A 23,357-nucleotide genomic window follows, 5' to 3' on the forward strand; every position below is an offset into this window, starting at 1 on the left:
TCCTGTCGCGTCAAGGGGTGACGACCCGGATGGCGTGGGCGGAGCGATCGGCCACGTAGAGGTTGCCGTCGGCGTCCACCTTGAGGTCGGTGATGTCCTTGAAGGTCGCCGTGGCGATGGGGCCGTCCGCGTAGCCCGACACCCCCGTGCCAGCGACCGTCGAGACGGTGGTGCCCGTCGGATCGATCTTGCGGATCCGGTAGTTGCTGGTGTCGGCCACGTACAGATTGCCTGCCGCATCGAACGCGACCCCATGGGGGGCCTTGAGGATCGCCGTGGTGGTGGCCGCCCCGTCGGCGTAGCCCGCCGCGCCGGTGCCCGCGTAGGTCATCACTTGCCCGGTCGAAAGCACCACCTTGAGGATCTTGTTCGAGATGTTGTCGGCGATATAAAGGGTCGTGCCGCTGGCATCCAACGTCATGCCGTAGAGCGAGTTGAAGCGCGCCGCGCTGCCGACCCCATCTACCGAGCCGGAGGCGGCGTTGCCTGCGATGGTGCTGACCACGCCCGCCGCGGAGATCTTGCGAACGCGGTAGTTGCCGCTGTCGCCCACGTAGAGGTTGCCGGCGCCGTCGCGCACCATCCCGACGGGGCTCGAGAAGCGCGCCGCGCTGCCGACCCCATCGACATAGCCCGCGCTGCCGTTGCCCGCGAGGGTGGTGACGACCCCCGTCGGGGAGATTCGGCGAATCGAATGGTTGACGTAGGCTGCGAGCAACAGGTTGCCCTCGCCGTCCAGCGCGAGACCGCAGGGATAGTTGAACCGAGCGCCCAGGCCCGTGCCGTCCAGTAGGCCCATGGTCCCGTCGCCGGCGAGCGTGGTGACAAGGCCATCGGGGGAGACTTTGCGGATCCGGTGGCCGTACTCGTCGCTCCAGTACGTGTTGCCGCTCGCATCGCGGATCATGCTGAACGGACCGTTCAATTGAGCGTTGGTGCCGACCGCGTCCCACCAGCCGGCAACTCCGTTGCCGACGAGCGTTCCGACCGTGCCCTTGAGGGTCAGGAAGGGCGCGATGGTCTGGACCAGTCCATTGGGCTGCAGCAAGGTGAACGGCGCCGAGAAGGCATTGGCCGGCACCGTGACCGTTGCCGTGCTACGGTCGGCCGAGACGCTCCAGGTGCTCGCGGGGATGGCCCCGAAGTAGAAGAGGTTGCGGCCGGTGAGCCGCTCGAAGTTGCCACCCGTGACGGTGACGGTCCCGCCCGGAATGGGGGTCTTGGGCGCGTAGCCGCTGATCCACGGCACGGCGGTTGCCAGCGAGTAGGTGCCAGATGCCTTGTCGTAGGCGATCGCGCGCAGGGGGTCCTGGTCCAGCGCAACGGCGTTGCTCACGAAGCCGAAGACCGGCGTGAAGTCGCTCGCGTTGCTCAGGCCCGTGCCCGTCTCGCTGAACGTGCTGCCGCTGACCGTGCCGATGAGACTAGAGAGCGTCACCGGGACCCCCGCCTGTCGCTTGAGGCTCGCGACGGTCGCAACGGCCGTGGTCGCAGCACTGACCACGATCCCCGCGTTGAGGGTGGTGTTGGTGAGGCTCTGCCAGCCGTCGTTCCAGAACAGGAGGCTGCGCAGCCGAACGGCCGAGGTCCCGGCGCGGTTGCTCGTCCCGCTCACCGCAAGCCCCTTCACGGCCTCGAGGACGTAGGGCACGCCGCGCTGGGGGGTGAAGGTCGGGAAGGTCAGCACGAAGTTGCCGGACGCATCCGTGATGGACGCCGTGACGGTGTTGCCCGTGCTCTGATCGATCAAGGAGACGGTCGCGGCGTTTGCGACCTCGCCGAGCGTCGCCTGTGCCGCGCGCGTCGCGAACGACACCCGACCCGTCACCTGCTGGACCGCAGGTCCGTGTGCGGTGGGCCCCTCCATGCACCCGACGAGCGGCGGGCTCAGGGCGATCGCCGCGCAGAGGATCAGTGAATTCATACGCTTGCTCATTCCCGGCTCCTCCCTACGGCGTGATCACGCGGATCCGGTGGGTACGCCGGTCGGTGACGTAGAGGTTGTCGCCCACGAACACCAGGAAATGAGGCCAACTGAACTGGGCGGTTGAAAGCGCCCCGTCCTGGGTACCGGGGACCCCGGAGCCCGCGAGCGTGCTGACCGTGCCGCCCGGGGTCACCTTCTGGATCACGTTCACGTCCCGGCACGCCACGTACACGTTGCCGGCCGAATCGAGGGTCAGCCCGAAGGGGGTGCCCGCGAGCGGCGTCGCGTTGAGGGTCGTGACGGTGCTCCCGAGGGCATCGATCTTGCGGATGCGGTTGTTGCCTTCGTCCGCCACGTAGAGGTTGCCCGCCGTGTCGAGGGCGACGCTTGCGGGGTTGTTGAAGGTGGCCGAGGCGACAGGCCCGTCGGCGGATCCGAAAGTGAGCCCAACCCCCGCGTAGGTGAGGACCTGGCCGTTCGGCGTGATCTTGCGGATGACGTGGTTGCCCTGCTCGGCGACGTAGACGTTCCCGCTGGCATCGGCCGCGACGCCCGTTGGGCGAAAGAGCTGGGAAGTGGCGGCCGGACCATTAGCGTACCCGCTCGTCGTGCCCGCGATGGTGCTCGTCATGCCGCTCGGCGTGACGCGGCGCATGAGATCTTTCGCGTAGTCGCAGACGTACAGGTTGTTGGCGGCGTCGAAGGCGAGGCCGTGCGGCGCGTTGACGGTCGCGACCCCCGCCGGGCCATCCGTCGTCCCCGCCCCGCCGGTCCCGACGAAGCTCGTCATGAGGCCCGAAGTGGTGAGCTTGCGGATACGGTAGCCTTGACCGGAGGCGACGTACAGGGTGCCGAAGCTGTCCGCGGCAAGGCCGATGGGGTCGGGGATCCCCGCAAGCGTGCCGCGTCCGTCGAGGTAGACGGCATTGCCGTTGCCGGCCAGGGTGCCCACGGTACCCTTCACCGGTACGTACGGACCGTACCAGGTGCTGCTCCCCTGGGTGATCTTGAGGATGCCGCCGTAGGCGGACGAACCCAACGTGAGCCTCAACTCGGAGCGATTCGCGTTCACGCTCCAGCCCGCGACCGGCATGTCCCCGACCCAGACGCGGGTATCGGGGCGCGGTGCCGGCAAGTTCTGGCCCGTCACCGTGACGGTCCCACCGCGGGTTGCCGTCTGGGGCGACAGGGTGTCGTGGATGACGAGGGGGCCTGCGCCCTGGCCGTACCGGGCAGCGAGCGTGGCGGCCGTCGGATCGTAGAAGATGACCTCCAAGGGGTCCTGGTCGGCGCGCAGCGCAGCATCGACCAAGGCGTAGACCTTCTGGAACTCGACCGGATCGATGACGGTGCCCGTGGCGTTGAAGTTGCTGCCCGCGATCCGCCCAGCGAGCGCGAGCTGCGCGGCGGGTGAGAGGTTGCGCAGGCTCGAAATGACCGAGAGGGTCGTCGTGGCCCAGCCGATGGTGATGCTCGCGCCGGGGACGGGGCTTGCGAGGCTGAGCCAGTTGCCGCCCTGGTAGAAGAGCAGGGTTCGCATGCGGGCGACCGACGCTCCTGCCCGGTTCGGATCGCCGCCCATGGCGAGGCCTTTGCTCGCTTCGACGTAGTAAGGGCGGCCTTCGACGGGATTGAAGGCCACGGTGGTGTAGAGGCTGAAAGCACCCGAGGGGCTGCTCACCGTGGTGGCGACCGTCTGCCCCGTGACGGCGTCGATCAAGGCGACGGTCGCGCCGTTCGCGATGTCCGCGAGGGCCGCCGCGACGGCCCGGTCCTCGGGCAAGATACGCCCGGTCAGTAGCGGGACGCTCGCCTGCTGCTGCACCCCCGGCGGCTCCTGCTGGCATGCAGGAACGACGAGGGCCACGAGGGCCGCGAGCGCGTAGCGTGAGAAACGGCGCATCGGCATCCGGAGCCTCAATTCCCGTCCGAGATGCCGCCGGGCAGCACGCCCGAGCCGTCCGTCCCGATGGCACCCGGCAGCATACCCGTGAGGGTGAAGACGGGGCCCGTGGCCGAGCGATCGCCGTTTTGCACCGTCACCACCCCGGTGGTGGCACCGGCGGGCACCGTGGCGGTCAGGTTGGTCGGGGTGGCGGCGGTGACGACGGCGATGACCCCGTTGAAGGCGACGAGGTTCGCCCCGGGCAGGGTGTTGAAGCCGGAACCCGTGATCGAGACCGTGGCGCCGATGCTGCCGCTCGCCGGAACGAGGCCCGAGATGGTCAGGCCCCGCAGGACCTGAAGCCAGGTGTTCGGCAGCATGAGCCGGATGCCCCCCACGGGATCCAGGTTGTCCACGAGGCTCTGCTCGACCAGGTTCAAGAGGGAGGTGTAGTCCGAGGTCGGCAGGGCGGGCACCTCGACGTAGGTGCTGGGCGAGCCGACCGCGATCTTGCCGATGATCGACGAGAAGTCGAAGGGCGCGGGGTTGCCGTGGCGCAGCGCTGCCCCGATGGAGAGGGCCGTGGTCGAGGCGTCCAGCACGATCGCCTGGTTGGGGAGCGCGTTGGTGAGCGTGGTCCAGCCGCTCTGGTAGCGCGCGATGGTGCGGACGCGGGCCGCGTTGTTGCCGGGGGCGTTGTTGCCGAGACCCTTGACCGCCTCCAGGTAGTACAGGGTGCCGGTGACGGGGCGGAAGGTCCGGGTGAAGGTCAGCTTGAAGGCGCCGTGCTCGTCGGTGACGGTGGCGGCCTCGGTGCGGTTGTTGGCGGTGTCGATCAGCGAGACGGTCGCCTTGGTGCCGACTTCGGTCAGGTCCGCCTGGACCCGGCGCGTCGTGAAGGCGACCCGACCCGTGAGCGGGTCGGTTTCTGCCACCGGGAAAGAACCTTGGCCAGCCAGTTGGCATCCGGTCAAGGCGGCGAGCGGCAGCAGAAGGGCAGTCGATGGGCGCACCGGCCTCTTCCTTCGTCGAAGCGACAACGAGGGTATCTTACCCTCAGTTGGATGCTTCCAATAAGAACGAGAACGAATTACGGTGCGCCTCTACGGGTCAACTATGACCCGTAGAGGGCCTATTTATCCGAGATGCCGCCACTTTGCGCGGTCGCGACGCCGGGCTCGCGCCCGAAGAGCGGCGATACCACCTCGGCCTCGGAGAGATGAAGGCGATCGCACGCGCACCGCAGGTGCTTGGCACGGGAGCGCTTGCCGTGGGGCAGGTGCCGACCCAGCTCCAGGTGCGCGAGCCCCATCACGTAGGAGTTTTGCTCGCGCGTGGCCAGCTTGAGGGCCATGCGCCACAGCTTCTGCGCGTGCTTGCGTCGTCCTGTCTGCCACTCCGCGCGGCCGAGCAGGATAAAGGCGAAGGGGCGATTGGTCTTCTGCAAGGCGACGATGGGATGGAGCTGTCGGGCCATCTCGCGAACGCCCTGGACGAGCTCGGGATCAGGCGTCGGCGTTTGCTCGACGAGGGTGAGGAGCACCTCGGACAGGCTGCGGTACGTCTGGAGGAAGTTGTAGGTGCCGGGTGCCGCCTGCTTGACCTCTGCCAGCGCACGGAAGGCCTGGGCCTGGGCATCCTCGGGCCGGCCGCTACGGAGCAGCGTCAGGGCGAGCACGCTCAGGTAATCCACCTCGAGGGTCGGATCCTGGCAGCTTTCGAGCAAGGGCGGCACGGCTTGCAGGCTGTCGAGCGCCTCGGTGAGGCGACCGAGACGCATCAGGCACATGCTCAGCCCGATCAGGGCTTCGACCGGTTGCTGAACGTCTCCGAAGCGCTTCGCGTCGGCGAAGACGGTCCGGTAGAGCGCCAGCGCCTGCTCGTACTCGCCCAAGGTCGCGTGGATGTTGGCCATGATCATCAGGCACAGGCCCTGTTGCCTGCGATCCCCGACCGTTTCGCTGAGCTGGGCGGCTTCATGCAAGGAGGCGACCGCCTCCTTGAGGTGCCCTGCCATCCGCAAGGAAAGGCCTCCCAGGGCCATGACGCGGCTGCGGGTGGCCAACTCGCCACTGTCCTGGGCCCGTGCTTGCGCCAGTTGCAGATAGCGCTTGGCGGCGCCATGCAGCGAGAGGCTGCCCATCACGGTGCTCAGGCCCGCGTAGCCTCGCGCGAGCGCCGAGGCGGCACCGCTCTGCTCGGCGAGGTTGACGGCGGTCAAGGTGGCGTAGAGTTGCCGTAGCGGGTCGTTAGGGTAGAAGAGGGCCTCCGCCAGGGCCTCATAGGCAAGCCCCCAATCGCGCAGGCGCTGGATGGCCTCGAAGCTCAGGTTCCGGTTGGCTTTTGCGAGCCCCGTCCGGAAGAGCAGTTGTCGCCCTGTCGCGCGGATGACCCCGAGCCACAGGCCGGAGTCCGAGGCGGGGATGGGCCGGTTGGCCAATTGAAGGGCCCGCCCTGCGTGGGTCTGACAGTCCGCGAAGCGCCCGAGCGCGAGGTAGGATCGCGCAAGCAGCCCTTCGCACCGTGCGCGACGGGTGGTGTCTGCGGGCGGCATCAGGCGCAGGGCCTCTTCGAAGATGGCGATCGCCTCCTGGTTGGCGTTGTGCTGCGAGGCGGCCTCGCCGGCCTTCACGAGGTAGGTGATCGCCTTGTCCGGATGGCCCGCGAGGTTCCAGTGATGGGCCAGGAGCGCATCGGGCGCCGTGTTGCCCTGGCCCTCGTACCATTCCGCCGAGGCCTGGTGGAGCGCCTGCTGCTGGGAAGGCAGCATTTGCTGGTAGACGACCTCCCAGGTGATGGCGTGGCGGAAGTAGTAGCCGGGCTCCGGCGCACTCGCCTCCAGGCTGATCAGGCCGCGAAGCTGGAGCTGTTCCAAGGCATCGAGCAACTGCTCGCGCGTGATGCTCAAAGAGCAGAGCGCCAGGAGCATGGCAAGGTTGAACGAGCGGCCGATGACACTCGCCACCTTGAGCACCGATTGCTCTTGCGGCGTCAGGCGATCCAGGCGGCTAGTGATCGTCCCTTCAATCGTGCCGGGCAGCTCCAGGTGGCCGGAGCCGCCAGCTTCGCACTGACGGCAGACGCCGGCTTCGACCACAAGCTGTTGCGACTCGCAGAGCGCAAGCGAGAGCTCTTCGCTGAAGAAGGGATTGCCTTCCGCGCGCTCCCAGATCAAGCGCACGGCGGTATCGGGCACGGTCGTGGCCCCCAGGCGATCCTGTACCAAGCTGACGGTTTCCTCGAAGGAGAGGCCCCCCAGGGTGAGGCGCACCGCCCGGGGCTGGGCCTTCATGCGCTGGTACTCGGCACAGGGGTTTGCTCCGAGCGGACGGGTGGTCATCAGCATGAGCAGGGACGGGATGCGCTCGGCGACGACGGCCGCCAGGGCCCAGGAGGCCGAATCCAGCCAGTGGGCGTCCTCGAGGACCACGACCAGGGGTGCGCGCTCCGAGGCTTCACCCAGCAGGTTGAGGAACAGTTCGTGGGTGTTGTCGGCGCGGACCTTGCCGTCCATCTGGGCGGTGTGCGCGTTGTCGGGGATGTCCAGCTGGAGGATGGCCCCCGCGAGCGGTGCGAGGCGGGCGAAGGCCGGGTCGAGCTGCGCGCGTTCGAGCAAGCTGGCGCGAAGGGCATCCCGGTCGTCGGTCGGCGCACCGAGCGAGAGGAGCGAGGCGAGGACGGGCGCCCAGGCCAGATAGGGAACCGTACGCTCGATGGCGTCGGTCTGCCCCACGCAGGCTGTCACCTTGCGCGTCCGCGCGAGCGAGAGGAAATCCCCGACCAGGCGGGACTTGCCCATGCCCGCGTCGCCTTCGAGTAGCACGATCGCTCCGTTGCGCGCTGCGACCAGGGTCTCCATGCGATCTGAGAGCAGCGCACGCTCGGCCGCACGTCCGATCAGGCGGCCTGTGGGAGCAGCTTGCTCGGGGCTTGAATCCCCTAGCGGCTTGAAGACCGGGACGGGGTCTTGCTTGCCCTTGACCTTGATGGCGGGCATGGCCTCGAAGCGCAGCTGGGCACGGGCGGCCTGCTGCGTGGTCGCATCGCACCAGACCCCGACGCCCACCGCCTGCATGAGGCGGGCGGCGAGATTGACTGCATCCCCAAGGACGGTGTACTCGCGCCGGCGATCGTTGCCGAGCTCGCCACAGAAGACCCGGCCCGTGGTCACCCCGACGCCGGCTTCCACGCCCAGAGCGGCGAGGCTTTCGTGGAGGGCCAAGGCCGCTCGGAGCCCCCGGACGGGGTCGTCCCCGTGCGCGAGCGGTGGGAGGCCGAGCGCGGCGAGCAGAGTGACGCCCTTCTCGTCCACGTTGAGCTTGTTGATGCTGCCCTCGAAGCGGTAGAGGGAGGCCTGCAGGACTTCCATGACGGCTTGCGCCCGTTCGAGCGGGGCCTGGTCCATACCGGGCAGCTTCACGAACAGGATGGTCGCCTGCCGCTGCTCCGAGAGCCAGCGGACTTGCCCTGCGGCCAGGCGCGCCTTCACGGCCCCCGGCACGTAGGAGAGGAGCGCTTTCTCGCTCTCCGTCGAGGGCACCGGCAGGCGTGTGGGGCGAGGCTCGAAGGTCGTGTGCAGGTCATCCAGGCGCACCCCGCCCGAGGGCAGGGTGGTGCCGACGCACTGGGCCTGGACCAGACTCCAGGCCTCGGGGGTAAGGGCCAGCTCGCCGGGATCCACGTCCGGGGCGACCTTGCCGATGGCGGTGATGGCGGGCCCTGTGACCAGCAACTCCCAGCGGTCGAAAGCGCCGCCGAGATCCGAGAGGGTGACCTCGCCCGCGCCCACCGCGACCCGCAGGGTCAAGGGCGCCACCTTGCGCAGCCGGACGTCGCCCTGCAACCCCTGAAGGTCGAGCCCGCACTGGAGGGCCCGATGGACGAGGGGCGAGAGGTCGTCGTCTGCGCGCTCGCGCGGCCAGATGGCGAGCAGCGCGTCGCCCGCGAACTTCAACACGTCGCCGCCGTGGGCGTAGACCAGGTCGATGAAGCGCCCGAAGTAGGTGTTGAGGATCCGGGTCAGCTCTTCGAGGCCCTCAGGCCCCTGGTGCGAGAGCCGCTCGGTCAAGGCCGTGAAGCCCGAGATGTCCGCGAAGAGCACGGCTCCCTCGTAGTACTCGCGCCGGGGCGAGGAGAGAGGGGCCGGATCTGCCACGTAGCGCTCGGTGATGAGGGCGGGCAGGTAGCTTGCCAGCGAGGAGGTCGGCGTGGGCATCGGGGCGCGTCGAAGCGGTTAGCGGTAGGCCGTCATGCCGACGTTCCAGTCCTGGTGGGCCATGTAACGCTTGAAGTCGGCGATGCTGACGGTGATGTTGCCCTGGCGGGAAAGGGGGTCGTTGAGGTAGACCTGCGAGCTGGTGACGCCGGTGACGAGCACGAAGTGGCCGCCGTCGAACGGGGCGTACTGCTCGCTGGTGAAGCGGCCGCTGTAGGCGACGGGGTTGCCCGCGACGATGACGGGCTTGCCGAGCGAAACCGCCGTGCGGACGCTCTCGAAGCCGTAGGTCCGCTCGTGGTACAGGCCCATACGCTCAGCACCCCGCTCCAGGTCTTCGAGGCTCGAGAGCTTGTAGTCGTCCTCGTTGCCCATCATGGCGCGGCGGGTCTTGCGGATGAACTCCTGCGGGTCCTCGGGGGTGCCGATGAGCGGCGGGATCATGTCGTAGGCCTTGAGGACCATCGCAAGGCTCGCCGGGCCGCAGTTCTGGCTCCAGGCCGGAGCCCCGGGGTTCCACTTGGTGTCGTACATCTGGGACACGAAGAAGGCGTTGGGGTCCGCGTGCGCCAGCGGCCGCGGCGAAGGATAGGGATCGTTGCCGAAGTCGTCGTCAGGGTCGGTCTGGGTGGGGACGACCGCGAGGGTGAGCGAGGCCTTGCGGCCAGCGCGCAGGGTGATCTCTTCGCTGCCCTCGCCGATCTGCACGCCATCGGGGTCGTGGACCTCCACGATGACCTGGACGGTCCCCTCGCTGAGGTTCTCGAAGGCGAGCTTGAGCTTATCGGCGCTCAGCGCCCCGACGGCAAAGGTCTTGATATCCAGGAGCTGGTGATCGCGCAGCACCGAGACCGTGACTTGGTTGGTCTGCCAGTAGGCGCCATCCATGACCGAGGAGGCGGTCTTGAGCGTGTCGAGCTTGAGGCTGACCGTGAGGCGCGCCGACGCCTCGGACTTGCTGGTGCTCCAGGTGGTGCCGCCGTTCGGGAGGTAGCTGCTCGCAGGCACGTAGACGCACGCGGGCAGGCCCACGGCGGCGGCGATGATGAGCGCTTGATACCAGCGACGGTGCATGAAGAGCCCTTCTGAAACAGGCGAGCAAAGTCCAGCATGGATGGTACGGGAAATAGACCGATCAAACAACTTATACCCAGCGGGCCCCGCTCCCTCGCAGTGACTGGCACAACCGTTCAGCCTTGGGTAGAATGGGGGCCCTGCAGCGCCGTGACTGGTACAACCACTCAGCCTTGGGTAAGATGTTGGCATGGAACGGATGATTCCCTTAGAGGATGGGCGCGAAGTCGAGATGCGCCGGGCGACCCCCGACGACAGCCAGGCGATTTTCGCGCTCTACGACGATGTTTACCAAGGGGCCTACACCCTCGACGTGGTCAACCGCGACGAGGACCGTGAGCGCGCCCTCCTGGATCCCAACTGCTACTGGTTGATCAACATTTGCGAAGGCCGGGTCGTGGGCTCGGTCATCTTTGACGTGGAGCCGAGCCAGCGCAACGGCAAGGTCTACGCCGCCGTCGTGCATCCCGAGTTCCGCCGTCACGAGCTGATGTACGTGACCATCCAGAACGGCATCAACGCCCTGATGCACCGCGATCGCATCGTGGACGTCATCTACGCCACCACCCGCACGGCGAGCATCGGGCCGAGCAAGCTCCTCAAGAAGCTGGGCTTCGTCAGTCTCGGCATCTTCCCGAACGTCCACCGCCTGGCGGACTACGAGACCCACGGCCTCAACGCCATCTTCCACCCGGAGGCCTTCACCAAGCGCAAGCGCCTGCCCAAGCTGATCCCCGAGGTCGAGGGCTTCTACCGGATCATCCGCCACACGTTCAACCTGGAGCCTTCCGAGATCATGCCGCAGCGCGACGTGCCGCGGCTGCGGATCGTGCGCGGGGACGCCGTCAAGCAGGCCTACGAGGCCTCGCAGGCGGCAGGCGAGCTGCTCTTCGACTTCTATCCCTTCCACACCCCGAACTTCCTGCTCCAGACCGAGGACGGCTCGGTGCGCGCCTACATCAACTACGAGGGCAAGGACGGCCACGGGGTGATGGTCGGCCTCAAGTCGCCGATGGCCGATCTCAAGAGCGCCCTCGGCGCCGTGTTCGACGCGGCCCGCAAGGTGGGCGTGGAGTACCTGGAGATCCTGGTGGACGCCTACGAGCCGGATATCCAGCGCGCGGCCCTCGCTGCGCAATTTTTGCCCTGCGCTTACTTCCCCAGCATGGAAGAGCACGAGGGCGAACGGCGGGACTACCTGGTCTTCGCGCGCTCGACCTTGCCCCTCAACTTCTCGAACGTCCAGATGACCCCGCGCGATCGCCAGTTCCTGGACGTCTACCTCCAGAACACCGAGTACCGGAACCTGGTGGTCAAGATGCACTTCGCCGACCCACAGGACGAAGGCGAGGCGCTGGTTTGATCGGCGACATCCCGCTAGAGGGCGTCGAGACCCTCGCCCCTGACGCGCTCTCGGCGCTCCAGCGTGAGAAGCTCTCAGCGCTCTTGAGGCTGGCGCGGGCGAACTCGCCCTTCTACCGCGCGCACCTCGAAGGGATCGACCTCGACGGCGACTGGCGCCTGGAGGCCATCCCGCCGCTGACCAAGGACCTCTTGGTCCAGAACTCGCCACCGGTGAGCGACGCCCTCTTGACCGCGCCGCTCGCGGGCGCCTACGTCCTGCGCAGCGGCGGTACCACGGGCAGCCCCAAGTTCTCGGCCTTCAGCTACGACGAGTTCCGGCAGGTCACCGACCTCTTCAAGCGCACCTACGGGGCGGCGGGCCTGCGTTCCACCGACTGGGTGGGCAACCTGTTCGTCGCCGGCAGTCTTTATTCGTCCTTCGTGTTCATCAACCGGGTGCTCGAAGAGATGAACTGCGTCAACTTCCCCTTCACGGGCAACGCCCCGGCCGAGACGGTGTCGCAGAACATGGGGCGCTTCGCCATCAACACCCTGATGGGCATTCCCTCATGGGTGCTCGAAGTGGTCCAGAAGCTGCCCGACGAGGTCCTGCCCAAGATCGAGAAGATCTTCTACGGCGGCGAGCACCTCTACGTCGAGGAGCGCACCTGGCTCCACGATCGCCTGCCCAACCTCCAGGTCATCGCCTCGGGCGGCTACGCGACGGTGGACACGGGCCTTATCGGCTTCCAGTGCCCCCACGGTGAGGGGGCCGTCCACCACGTCCATTCGGACCACGTCCTGTTCGAGGTGGTCGATCCCGCGACGTATCTGCCGGTTCCCGATGGCGAGGAGGGGCTCGTGCTCGTCACCGAGCTCGATCGCTTCTTGATGCCGACCATCCGCTACGCCGTGGGCGACATGGCCCGGATGGTGCCAGGGGATTGCCCCTGCGGCCGGACCTTCCCGCGCTTCGAGCTGCTGGGCCGCAACGACGATCTGCGGATCGGCATCGCTACGGTCGCTTACGACGAGGTGATCCGGGCGGTCGCCGAGCTGCCGGAGCTTACGACCAACGTGCAGCTGGTCAAAGAGCGGGACCTGATGAAGGACCGCCTGACCGTCAAGGTCGAGGCGCGGCCGGGCTACACGGGCGATCGCGCAGATCTCGCCTGGCGCCTGCGCGCTGCCGTCCTGCGCCACAAGCCGGATCTCGCCAAGCTGATCCAGACCGGGCACGTGCTCGATCTGGGCGTGTCGGTCTTCGACCTGGGCGAGATTCCCCGGGTGCCCGTCACGGGCAAGGTGAAACGCACACTCGACCGTAGCTTGAACGGACTCACTTCCTGATAAGAGGATTTGCGAGGGACACATGCCGACCTTGACCGACACCCCCGCCCTTGACCGCTACATGGCCCTTGCGGGCATCTACGACGCGAGCCCCGCGCACGACGAGGCGTTCGTCGCGGCCCTGCGCGAGGCGCTCGAATGGCACCTCTCGCACAACGGCCCCTACGCCGAGCTGTGCCGAGCGCAGGGCTTCTCACCCGAAGACCTGAAGACCATCGCCGACGTGCCGAAGGTGCCTCACGTCTTCGTGAACGTGTTCAAGCGGTACGAACTGCTCTCCATCGAGCGGGAGCAGATCGCGCTGAACCTCACGTCGAGCGGCACCACCGGCCAGAAGAGCCAGATCTTCTTCGACGCGGCCTCGCTTGCGCGCGGGCTCGGCATGGTGGACCTGGCTCACGAGGCCATGGGCCTGGTCCGCAACGACCTTCAAACCAACTACCTGATCTTCGCCTACGACCCCAATGAGGCCAAGAACGTCGGGACGGCCTACACCGACTCGAACATCACCAAGTACTCGTCCAAGAAGCGCTCGTACCACGCCCTGCGCTGGGACGAGGCCACCCAGGCCTTTACCTTCCGCGAGGCCGAGACCCTCGCGATGCTCAAGTCCTACGCCGATGAGGGTGCGCCGGTGCGGATCCTGGGCTTTCCGGCCTTCTTGCACCGCATCGTCAGCCGGATGCGCGAAGAGAACCTGCCTAAGTTCGACTTCGGGCCCGACTCCTACGTGCTGACCGGCGGCGGCTGGAAGAAGTCCGAGAACGAGCGGATCGAGCCCGAAGCCTTCGTGGCCGAGGTCGAGGAGTATCTGGGGATCCCGGCGGGCAACGTGCGTGACGGCTATGGCATGGTCGAGCACGGGGTGCCTTACCTGCAGTGCGAGAACCACCGCTTCCACGTGCCCACCTTCGCGCGGGCCTACGTGCGGGACGTGGGGACGCTCGAGGTGCTGCCGTACGGCGAGACGGGCTTCTTGAACCTGGTGACCCCCTACAACCTCGCGATGCCCGCCATGTCCCTGCTGACGAGCGATCTTGCGACCTTGCACGCGGATTGCCCGTGCGGGCGCGCGATGCCGACCGTGACGATCATCGGGCGTGCCGGGACGCGCAAGAACAAGGGCTGCGCCATCTCGGCCAGCCAGCTATTGAAATAAGGAACTTGATTAGATCCCCCCACCCCTAGCCCCGCCCCACCAGGGGGCAGGGGAACCAAGAGCAGGGTTTCAAGATGCGTGAACACTATGTATTCGGTCGGACGTTACACGGTGAGCTCACCGAAGAGACGGTGCGCGACATCCTGGTCGAGGCTCAGGCCCGCAAGGAGCGCCTCGCGCGCACGCCCATCGACCGCATCCTGAGCGTGCTCGACCGTGCTGCACGGCTATGGGCGGATCCCGCCTATGCCGGTTGCCAGGAAGTCATGCGGCGCATCCCCGAGCAGATCGGCTTCTCGCCCGAGATGGTCGCCCAGGAACTCGGCAGCCTCAAGCTCGCTCTGTCGCGCGCGTACCTGGAGCCCAAGATCCGCCTGGAGCTGGGCTCGCTGGATGCCCTGGACATGTGGCAGGGCGGCAACGGGGCAGCCTTCAAGCGGGCGGTGCCGCGAGGGGTGGTGCTGCACGTTTCGAGCGGGAATGTCTTCACCGGCGGCATCCTGAGCATGATCGAAGGCGTCGTCACCAAGAACGTGAACCTCCTCAAGGCCGCGAGCAAGGCGCCGCTTTTCCCCTTGCTCTTCGCCAAGTCCCTGAAAGCGTGCGACCCCGAAGGGGTGGTGGCCGACTCCATCGCCATCCTCTCCTGGTCGGGCGGCAAGAGCCAGCTTCACAAGGTCTTCCAGCAGCACTGCGACGGCATCGTCGTGTGGGGCGGCGAAGAGGTGGTCCGCGAGTACCGCGAGGGTCTCTCGCTCAAGACCCACCTGGTCGAGTACGGCCCCAAGGTCTCGTTCGCGGCGATCGCCAAGGAGCGCCTCTCGGACCCGGCCGTGGCCGCCGAGATGGCGCGCTCGCTCGCCCTCTGGGACCAGAATGCCTGCTCTAGCCCCCAGGTCCTCTACCTCGAAGACGCCACCGAGGACGGTGAACCCACCCGGGCCTTCATTACGGCCCTCAAAGAGGCGCTCGACGTCGTCCAGCGCGAGCTGCCGCAAGGGCCTCTCTCGATGCAAGAGCGCGCCGAGGTGACCAAGGAGCGCGAGATGGCCCGCTTCGATGCGGCCATGGGCGTTGCCGAGCTTCACACTCCGGGTACGGCGCCTTACTGGACCGTCATCGTCGAGCAGGACCCCGCCTTCAAGCTTTCGCCCCTGTTCCGCACCCTCTACGTCAAGCGCGTGGGGGACCTACGCGAACTGAGCACCCACCTTGCGCCCTATGGGGACGCCCTCCAGACCGCGGGCGTCTCGATTCCGCCTGCGCGCCTCTTCGACATCGCCGATCGCCTCCTGGCTTCGGGCGTGCTGCGGGTGACGGCGCTGGGCGAGATGAGCGGTGGGACCCCCGGCGAGCCCCACGACGGCCTGATCGCCCTCAACGAGCTGGTCAAGTGGGTCTCCATCGGCTTCTCGGAAGCCGGCGATCGCTTCGACGGGGCCGAGTGGCTGGGCCCCGAGGAGCTGGAGGCCCTCTCCTTCGGACGCCGCCTGCGCCTCGTCACCGAGCTTGCGCCCGAGGCCCCCTACCATCGGGAGCGCCTCGAGGGCCTTCGGCTGGAGACACCCGAGGACTGGCACCAGCTTCCCCTGATGGAGCGGGACGACGTGGCCCTGCACACCCCGCCCGTCGGCGAGGGCCTCTTCACCCAAGCCCCCCAGGGCGGCCACTTCCTGCGCAGCGGCGGCTCGACCGCTTCCCCCAAGCTCTCGGTCTTCTCGTTCGAAGACTACGAGGACGACATGGCTCGCGCGGCGCGCGGCGCCTTCGCGGTGGGCCTGCGCCGGGGCGATCGCGTGGCGAACCTCTTCTACTCGGGCGGCCTCTACGGCTCGTTCCTCTCGGTCAACCGGGCCATCGAGATCGTCGGCTGCAACAGCTTCCCCTTCACCAGCTCGGTGCCGCCCGAGCAGATCCCCTACTTCCTCCGGGCCTACGGCATCGACACCCTGATGGGCCTGCCCTCTTGGCTGCTGCGGGTCTTCGACGCCATCAAGGCCGACCCCGAGGGCATCCGCATCCGCAAGGTCTTCTACACCGGCGAGCACCTCTACCCGAGTGAGCAGGAGTACCTGAAGCGCACCTTCGGCGTCGAGGTCATCGGCTCGATCGGCTACGGTACGGTGGATGCGGGTCCCATCGGCTTCCAGTGCCCCTACACCAAGGGCGGCGAGCACCACATCCACGCGGACCACCAGTATGTCGAGCTGATCGACCGCCGCACCCGCGAGCCGGCGGGCCCCGGCGGCTTCGGCGAGGTGGTCGTGACCAACCTCAACCGGCGCATCATGCCCCTCATTCGCTACAAGATCGGCGACCTCGGTCGCTGGGTCGAGGGCGACTGCCCCTGCGGGCGATCCATGCCCCGCTTCGAGCTGCTCGGACGCAGCGACGACGTCGTGATCGTCGCGGGCCACGTCTTCCCCTACGCGGACTTCCAGCAGGCCGCAAGCACCGTCGAGGGCCTCAGCTCCATGATCCAGCTGGAGGCCTCCCTCGATGGCCATCAGGACCACCTGGTAGTGCGGGCCGAGCTGGTCGGCGAGGACCCGGACCGCGACGTCTCACAGCTCGAACGCCTGCTCGCCGAAGGGGTCGCCCGCAAGATCCCCTTGCTCGAAGAGGTGAGCGCCAAGGGCTTGCTCACAGGCCTCAAGTTCGAGGTCTTGCCCGCCGGCGGCCTGCCGCGCCTTGAGCGCACCGGCAAGGTCAAGCGGATCATCGACCAGCGCATGGTCAAGCCTGGCCGGACCGACCAGCGCCGCGAGGACAAGGCGGCCGATGGCCTTCACTAGGGACTTCCGCCTGCTCTGGACAGGGCAGGCGGCTTCTCAGTTCGGCGATCGCGTCCACCAGCTCGCCATGGTCTGGTGGGTGCTCGATACCACCGGCTCGGCGGCTATGACCGGCGCCCTCATGGTGGCGACCAGCTTGCCCCTGATCCTGGTCGGCCCCTTTGCCGGGGCGCTCGCGGATCGCATGGACCGGCGCCGGCTCATGCTCGCCTGCGATTGGGCGCGCGCCGTGCTGGTGGCGGGGATGGCAGCGCTCGCCTACTTCCACATGTTGCCCTTGCCGCTGCTCTTCGGGCTTGCGATCCTGCTTTCCTGTATCGGGGCGGTCTTCACTCCAGCGGGCCTTGCCATCGTGCCGGAGGTGGTCGAGCAGGATCAGCTCTTGAAGGCCAACTCCGCTCTAGAGCTGACGACCCAGATGGCGGCGATCCTGGGCCCTGCGCTCGGTGGGCTCTTGGTGGCCGCCACCGGTGCCCCGGCGGCTTTTATCCTCAATGCGGCGACCTTCACCCTGTCTGGCTTCGCCCTCTCGGCCATGACGCGGCGCGCGCACGTGGCGCAGCCTGGGGCCGAGACCTACTGGGAGACCCTCAAGGGAGGCGCCCGGACCCTCGCGGAGCGGCCGGCGATCGCCTCGCTGCTCGGCGCCTTCGCGGTGGCGAACCTCTTCCTGGCGCCCATCCCCGTGCTCTTGCCGGTTTTCGCCAAGGACGTCTTCGCCGCCGGAGCCAGCGGCCTCGGCATGCTCGAAGGGGCGCTCGGCGTCGGGATGATCGCGGCGGCCCTAGTGCTGGTGCGGCGGAGCGACGTGCGGCGCAAGGTCGCCCTCATCGCGGGCTCGTTCGCCTTGCAGGGGGTGTGCCTCGCCCTGATGGGCCTCAAGCCTCAGTTCGCAGGCTTCGTTGTCGGCCTCTTGATCCTGGGGGCGGCCCTGAGCGCGCTCAACATCGTGACGCTCGCGGCCTTCCAGCGGGCCGTCCCCGCCGAGCAACTCGGGCGCTTCATGGGCCTGCTCACCGCCGTGGCCCTCGGGGTGATGCCCGCCTCTTACGCGCTGGTCGGGGTGCTGGCGAGCCGCGTGCCGCCGGGTGCCATCTTCGCCGCTTCGGGGGTGATGCTCGCCCTGGTGGGGATTCTCTTGCCCCTCTTGCCCGGGGTGAAGGCCTTCGACGCCGGCGAGACGCCGGTCGCTATCGAGGCCTGAAGGGCTTCCGCCCGCGACGCGGACGGAAGCCCTCCTTGGATCAGACGAGAATCCGCTCGTTGCCGCGCGGGATCGCAAGCGTCCGCTCGGCCGTTTCGGTCCGGAAGAAGGCCATGGCCTCCTGGAGCCTGCTGGCCTGTAGCTTGAGGTCGTCGGCGGTCCGGGCGACCTGCTCGGTGGCCGTTGCCGCTTCCTGGGAGCTGCGGCTCTGCTGCTCGACCGCTGCGACCACCTGGGCGCACCCGGTACGCTGCTCGCCCGTCGCGTAGGTCACGGTCTGGGTGGCTTGAGCCATCTCGGTGACGGCCTCTTCCACGTGGCGGTTGATGCGCCCCATCTGCTCGGCGCTCGTGACGATCTGGGCGCTCGCCCGGGTCTGCTCGTCGGTGGCGATCGCAACCTCGCCCATGAGGGCGTTCACCTCGCTCGCCGCCGTTTGGAGCTGCTTGAGGACCTCGCCGGTGCGCGCCGCGAGCCGGACGCCTTCCTCTGCCTGCTCGCTTCCCTGGCGGGTCACTTCGGCGGCTTGCTGGGTTTCGACCTGCACCCCCTTGATGAGGGAGCCGATCTCCTGGGTGGCGTGGGCGCAGCGCTCGGCGAGCTTGCGGACCTCGTCGGCGACCACGGCGAAGCCTCGGCCGGCCTCACCCGCCCTTGCCGCCTCGATGGCGGCGTTGAGGGCGAGGAGGTTGGTCTGCTCGGCGATGTCGTCGATCACCTCGATGATCCGCCCGATCTCGCCCGAGCGCTCTTCCAGGTGGTGGATGGTGCGCTGGATGGCGGTCATGGTGCCGGCGACGGTCGTGATCCCCTCGATGGTCTGCGCGAGCGCCGTCCCGCCGGCCTTGGCCCCCTCGGCGGCCTGGCCCGAGACCTGGCTCGCGTGGGCCACGTTGCCTGCGACCTGCTGGAGACTCGCCGCGAGCTCCGCGATGGCGCTGCTCGTCTGCGTCACCGAGGCGCCGAGCTCGTGGGACTGACGCTCGATCTGCTGGACCTTCTGGCTCACCACCTGGGCGCTCTGGTCCACCGAGCGGATGCTCGAACTCATCTCGACGATGGTGGCCGAGGTCTCCTCGGCGCTCGCCGCCTGCTGGGTGACCGTCGCGCTCAGCTCGGAGCTCGAGCTGCTGAGCTGCTCGGCCCCCGAGCCGACCGACTCGGAGGCGGCGCGCACCCGGCCGACGATGGCGCGCAGGCTCGTGATCATGTGGGCGACGGCGACGCCGAACTGGTCGCGATCGCTCTTGGGGGTGACCGTCCGGGTGAAGTCCCCGCGGCTCATGCCCTCGGCGGTATCGGCGACCTCCTTGAGGTAGGTCGTCATGCGCTCGAAGGTCCGGGCCATGTCCCCCAGCTCGTCCTGGCTGGTGACCTCCAGGCGCTGATCCAGCTCGCCGCGCGAGATTCCGTCGGCGGCCTCGGCGATCCGTTGGACGTTGCGGGTGATCTGGCGCGAGAGGAGGGTTCCCAGGATGCCGCCGACCAACATCGCCAGCGCAATCGAGGCGATATTGGTCAGCAAGGCCGCCTGGTAGACCCGTTCGGCCCCCTGCGTGGCCTCGCTCACCCCTTTCTCGTTGTGGTCGAGCAACCGGTTGACGTCCGCCTTGATGCGCATGTAGATCGGCAGGGTCTTCGCCTTGACGTGGGTGACGGCCGCCAACTTGTTACCCTTCCGGCTGATGTCGAGGGTTTCCTCCAGCTGGGTCAGGTAATCGGCGTAAGCGCGGCCGATGCCCTCGAACAGCGCCGCTTGGTTCGTATCGGTGATGGTCGGGCGATAGCGGTCCATGGCCTTGGTGACGAGCTCGCGCCGCTCGCCGATCTCGCGCTCGACCTCGGCGAGCTGCGCCGCGTCGGTCTCGTAGAGGTGCCGATTCAGCAGCCGCTGGAGGTTGGAGAGGTTGGTGTCGATCTTGCCCGCCGAGGCGGTCGCGGGCAACCAGTCGTTGCTCAGCTCGACGACCGTCCCGTGGACGCTCATCAGCTGGGCGATGGTGATGCCACCCGCCACCAGCACCATCAGGCCGATCCCGAAAAAGCTGCCGATCAGCTTTTTGCCCACCGTCAATCTCATTGTCCCTCCTTGAATTCGCCGCTTGAGGGACCCCGCGAGCCCCTACCGAAGCGCCGTGACCCCTGAAACGATGCATGTCAATAACAATAATTAACAAAAGATTATCAATGTTAACACATGCAAGGTGCTCGGCCCCGCGAGGAACGGGGGCCTTGCGTGAAGATCCCGTGACGCGGACGAGGCCCCGACGGATTCGTCGGGGCCTCGTCAAGCTGGCAAGAAGGCGGGTCGTGGGGGCTAATCGGCCCACATGGCGCCGAGGTTCAGGATGGCGCCTGCGTAGCCTCCGGCGTGCGCCGCCTGGAGCTCAGGGGCGATCGCCGGGTAGAGGGTCACCTCGCTGAGCTGCGACACCGGGATGAACTCGACCGCGTCGATCACGTCCGCCTCGGGCACGGCGAGGGTGCCGCCCTCGATCCGGCCGAGCAGGTAGATGTTGACCACGTGCCGGGTGCCGCGGGGGCAGATGGCCTCGGAGAGGTAGAGCATCCGCTCGATCGAGATGTCGAGGCCGGTCTCTTCCTTGATTTCGCGGATGGCGCACTGCTCGAACGACTCGCCGAAGTCGAGCCCGCCGCCGGGCAGCATCCAGTAGGTCTTGTCCCCCTTGCGATGGCGGACCAGCAACAGCTGGTCGTCCTTGGGCAGGACGGTGCAGACGCGGATTCGCGGGGCCTTGCTCACGCTCATGCGCGCACCGCCGCGCGCATTTTCTCGAGGCACTGCTCCAGCGCGATGCGGGCGTGCGAGTAGGTCAGCCCGCCTTGGTAGTACGCGACATAGGGCTCGCGCAGCGGCCCATCGGCCGACAGCTCGATGGTCGAGCCCTCGATGAAGGTGCCGCCCGCCATCACCACGTTGTCCTCGTAGCCAGGCACCACATCGGGGATGGGCTGGACGTAGGCGTGGACCGGCGAGGACTCCTGGATGCCGCGGCAGAAGGCCACGAGCAACTCGGGGCTCCCCAGCCGGATCGACTGGATGATGTCGGTGCGCTTGGCTTCGGGCAGGGGATCCACGTCGAAGCCGAGCGAGGCGAAGAGGCGGCTTGCGAGGGTCGCGGCCTTGAGGGCCTCGCCGACCACGTTGGGGGCGATGAAGAAGCCCTGGAACAGGAGGCGGTTGTAATCGAGGCTCGCCCCGCCGTCGCGGCCGATGCCGGGAGCGATCAGGCGGCAGGCCGCGCGCTCGACCAGGTCCTCGCGGCCGGCCACGTAGCCGCCCATGGGCACGATGCCGCCGCCCGGGTTCTTGATGAGGCTGCCTGCCACCAGGTCCGCCCCCACGTCGCAGGGTTCTAGCTCCTCGGTGAACTCGCCGTAGCAGTTGTCCACGAAGACCACCAGGTCGGGGCGAACGGCCTTGACCCGGCGGATGATCTCGCCGATCTCGGCGACCGTGACCGACGGGCGCCAGGAGTAGCCGCGCGAGCGCTGGATGGCGATCACCCGGGTCTCGGGGCGCAAGGCGCCGACCAGGCCCTCCATGTCCACCCGGCCGTCGGGCAACAGGTCGTGCTCCCGGTACAGGACGCCCCACTCCATCAAGGAGCCCTGGCCCGGCGCCCGGGTGCCGATCACCTCTTCGAGGGTGTCGTAGGGGTGGCCCGTGACGTAGAGCAGCTCGTCACCGGGCTTGAGGGCGCCGAAGAGGGCGACGGCGATCGCGTGGGTCCCCGAGGCGAACTGGGTGCGCACCAGGGCCGCCTCGGCCCCGATGGCCTGGGCGAAGACCGCCTCCATGGCCTCGCGGCCCAGGTCCCCGTGGCCGTAGCCGGTGGTGCCGGCGAAGTGCTGCTCGCCGATCTTGTGGTCGATGAAGGCCTTGAGGACCTTGCGCTGGTTGTGGTGGCGGATGCGCTCGATCTCGGCCCAAACGGGGGCGAGGTCTCGTTCGGCTTGGGCGATCAGCTCGAGCGCCGGGGCCTGGGAAAGGGTGGCCATGGGGACGGGATGCTCCTTTGCGACGTCGGATGGGGCGCGAGCCCATTATATCCCGAAGGTCCCAAGGCGAGCGAGGGCCTCCTGCGCCGTTTGGGGGCGTTCCTTGGCCGGCATGGCGAGCATCGATTTAAGCAGGGCGTCGAGGCCCTCGCTGAGCGCGACCTTCCATTCGAGCCGTGCGTGCTGCCCGTCGTAGAGGAGCAAGGGGTTCTTGCCCGTGAGGAGGTAGAGCACGGTGCAGGCCAGGCCGTAGAGGTCGCTCGAGGGGTAGGCTTCGAGGCCCATGGCTTGCTCAGGGGCGGCGTAGCCCAGGGTGTGCATGGTCGTGAGCGCCTCGATTGCAACCCCTTGCTTGTCGTGGGTGCGGTCGGAGGCGGAGCCGAAGTCGATCAGCCAGATCTTGCCATCCGCGTCCCGCAGGAGATTCTCGGGCTTGAGGTCCCGGTGCAGGACCGGCGGCTTCTGGCCGTGGAGGTAGACGAGCACCTCCAGGACCTGGCGCATGACGTCGCGGGCCTCGTGCTCGGACATGGGCCCGCGCCGCCCGATGAAATCGAACAGATCCTCGCCGTCGATGAAGGCCATGGAGGCGCAGAGCATCCCCTGATGCTCGCCCTGCGCCTCCACCTTGGGGATGTGCGGGTGCGAGAGGCTCATCAGGAGCCGGACCTCGCGCTTGAAGAGCTCAGCGTCCTTGTCGTCGCCGCGCCGGGGATCGAAGGTCTTGAGGGCCCGCAGGGCGTTCTGGGCGGTGCGATCGCGCGTCAGGTAGACGAAGCCGCAGTTCCCTTCGCCGATGGGCTCGACGACCTCGAAGCGCTGGGCCAGGATCGTGCCCGAGGGCAGCGGAATGGCGGGATGGAAGTTTGGTCCCGCCGGGGGAAAGCCCGCCCCGCGCGCGCCGGGGGCGGCGAACGGCGGCATGAATGGGCCGCCCGCCTGAGGATGCCGGGGCGGCTGGATCCTGGGATCGAAAGGTTGCATGGCGTATCCTCCTCTCGCACGGTCATCGGCATCGTACCGAGGGAGGGTGCGAGGAGGGAAGGAAGCCTTCGCCAATCTCCATGTATGGAAGGGGCGACCCTAGAAGACGTGGAGGATCTCCAGCTCGTAGCCGGACAGCCAGGTCTCCCAGTGGCCCGTTTCGACGAAGGCCACGGCCTTGGAGACCACCGAGTTGGCATGACTCGCGTCGTTGCTGACGTAGGCGATGCCGAGGGTCGCGACCTGCCAGAGGTCCTGGTCTTCGACCTCGGAGGCGCTCACGGCGTACTCGTTGTGCAGCCGGGTGAGGATCGACTTGACGACGCGGCGCTTGTCCTTGAGGGAGTGCGCCTGGGGCAGGTGGAGCCTGAGGAGCGCCGTCGCGACGATCATCGGC

General features: G+C 67.8%; 15 protein-coding genes. 5 read left to right on the top strand and 10 right to left on the bottom strand.

Annotated elements, in window-relative coordinates; all coding sequences use genetic code 11:
* Window positions 1-10: 10 nt before the first annotated feature.
* From J7643_00860 to J7643_00880, 5 genes are all read right to left on the bottom strand, one after another.
* Window positions 11-1,924 (bottom strand): SMP-30/gluconolactonase/LRE family protein, encoded by a 1,914-nt coding sequence (locus J7643_00860; protein ID MBO9539121.1) that lies wholly within the window; start codon window positions 1,922-1,924, stop codon window positions 11-13.
* Window positions 1,925-1,949: 25 nt separating this feature from the next.
* Window positions 1,950-3,836 (bottom strand): IPT/TIG domain-containing protein, encoded by a 1,887-nt coding sequence (locus tag J7643_00865; GenBank protein ID MBO9539122.1) that lies wholly within the window; start codon window positions 3,834-3,836, stop codon window positions 1,950-1,952.
* Between the two features lie 8 nt (window positions 3,837-3,844).
* Complete coding sequence (locus tag J7643_00870) at window positions 3,845-4,825, bottom strand: IPT/TIG domain-containing protein (GenBank protein MBO9539123.1); 981 nt, start codon at window positions 4,823-4,825, stop codon at window positions 3,845-3,847.
* Window positions 4,826-4,944: 119 nt separating this feature from the next.
* A complete protein-coding gene (locus J7643_00875; GenBank protein ID MBO9539124.1) occupies window positions 4,945-9,027 on the bottom strand; it encodes an AAA family ATPase in 4,083 nt (1,360 codons plus the stop codon).
* A gap of 18 nt (window positions 9,028-9,045) precedes the next feature.
* Entirely contained in the window at window positions 9,046-10,101 is a 1,056-nt protein-coding gene (locus J7643_00880; GenBank protein MBO9539125.1) for a C39 family peptidase, read from the bottom strand.
* 190 nt (window positions 10,102-10,291) lie between these two features.
* On the opposite strand from J7643_00880, the gene J7643_00885 reads away from it, so the two are divergent.
* The 5 genes from J7643_00885 (at window position 10,292) to J7643_00905 (ending at window position 17,953) form a co-directional block, all read left to right on the top strand.
* Window positions 10,292-11,464 carry a hypothetical protein gene (locus tag J7643_00885; GenBank protein ID MBO9539126.1) on the top strand — a complete coding sequence of 391 codons (1,173 nt, stop codon included), beginning with the start codon at window positions 10,292-10,294 and terminating at the stop codon, window positions 11,462-11,464.
* Complete coding sequence (locus J7643_00890; GenBank protein ID MBO9539127.1) at window positions 11,461-12,795, top strand: phenylacetate--CoA ligase family protein; 1,335 nt, start codon at window positions 11,461-11,463, stop codon at window positions 12,793-12,795. The genes J7643_00885 and J7643_00890 overlap by 4 nt, the downstream gene beginning before the upstream one ends.
* 22 nt (window positions 12,796-12,817) lie before the next feature.
* Window positions 12,818-13,954: an acyl-protein synthetase gene (locus J7643_00895; GenBank protein ID MBO9539128.1), complete on the top strand. Its 1,137-nt coding sequence runs from the start codon at window positions 12,818-12,820 to the stop codon at window positions 13,952-13,954.
* A gap of 74 nt (window positions 13,955-14,028) precedes the next feature.
* Window positions 14,029-16,749, top strand: a complete 2,721-nt coding sequence (locus tag J7643_00900) for a hypothetical protein (GenBank protein MBO9539129.1) — start codon at window positions 14,029-14,031, stop codon at window positions 16,747-16,749.
* Complete coding sequence (locus tag J7643_00905; protein ID MBO9539130.1) at window positions 16,736-17,953, top strand: MFS transporter; 1,218 nt, start codon at window positions 16,736-16,738, stop codon at window positions 17,951-17,953. Before J7643_00900 ends, J7643_00905 begins: the two co-directional genes overlap by 14 nt.
* 40 nt (window positions 17,954-17,993) lie before the next feature.
* Here the strand turns inward: J7643_00905 and J7643_00910 are convergent, their stop codons facing one another.
* From J7643_00910 to J7643_00930, 5 genes are all read right to left on the bottom strand, one after another.
* On the bottom strand, window positions 17,994-20,033 hold the full coding sequence (locus tag J7643_00910; GenBank protein MBO9539131.1) for an MCP four helix bundle domain-containing protein: 2,040 nt from the start codon (window positions 20,031-20,033) through the stop codon (window positions 17,994-17,996).
* A gap of 237 nt (window positions 20,034-20,270) precedes the next feature.
* Window positions 20,271-20,723 carry an NUDIX hydrolase gene (locus J7643_00915; GenBank protein ID MBO9539132.1) on the bottom strand — a complete coding sequence of 151 codons (453 nt, stop codon included), beginning with the start codon at window positions 20,721-20,723 and terminating at the stop codon, window positions 20,271-20,273.
* Window positions 20,720-21,976 carry a methionine gamma-lyase family protein gene (locus J7643_00920; protein ID MBO9539133.1) on the bottom strand — a complete coding sequence of 419 codons (1,257 nt, stop codon included), beginning with the start codon at window positions 21,974-21,976 and terminating at the stop codon, window positions 20,720-20,722. The genes J7643_00915 and J7643_00920 overlap by 4 nt, the downstream gene beginning before the upstream one ends.
* A 45-nt stretch (window positions 21,977-22,021) precedes the next feature.
* Window positions 22,022-22,960 (bottom strand): protein kinase, encoded by a 939-nt coding sequence (locus J7643_00925; protein MBO9539134.1) that lies wholly within the window; start codon window positions 22,958-22,960, stop codon window positions 22,022-22,024.
* A 99-nt stretch (window positions 22,961-23,059) separates the two neighbouring features.
* The gene (locus tag J7643_00930) at window positions 23,060-23,353 is read right to left on the bottom strand and encodes a DUF503 domain-containing protein (GenBank protein MBO9539135.1); all 294 of its coding nucleotides are present in this window, start codon (window positions 23,351-23,353) and stop codon (window positions 23,060-23,062) included.
* Between the last annotated feature and the right edge of the window lie 4 nt (window positions 23,354-23,357).

Source organism: bacterium, from assembly GCA_017744355.1.
In the GTDB taxonomy this organism is placed as follows: domain Bacteria; phylum Cyanobacteriota; class Sericytochromatia; order S15B-MN24; family UBA4093; genus JAGIBK01.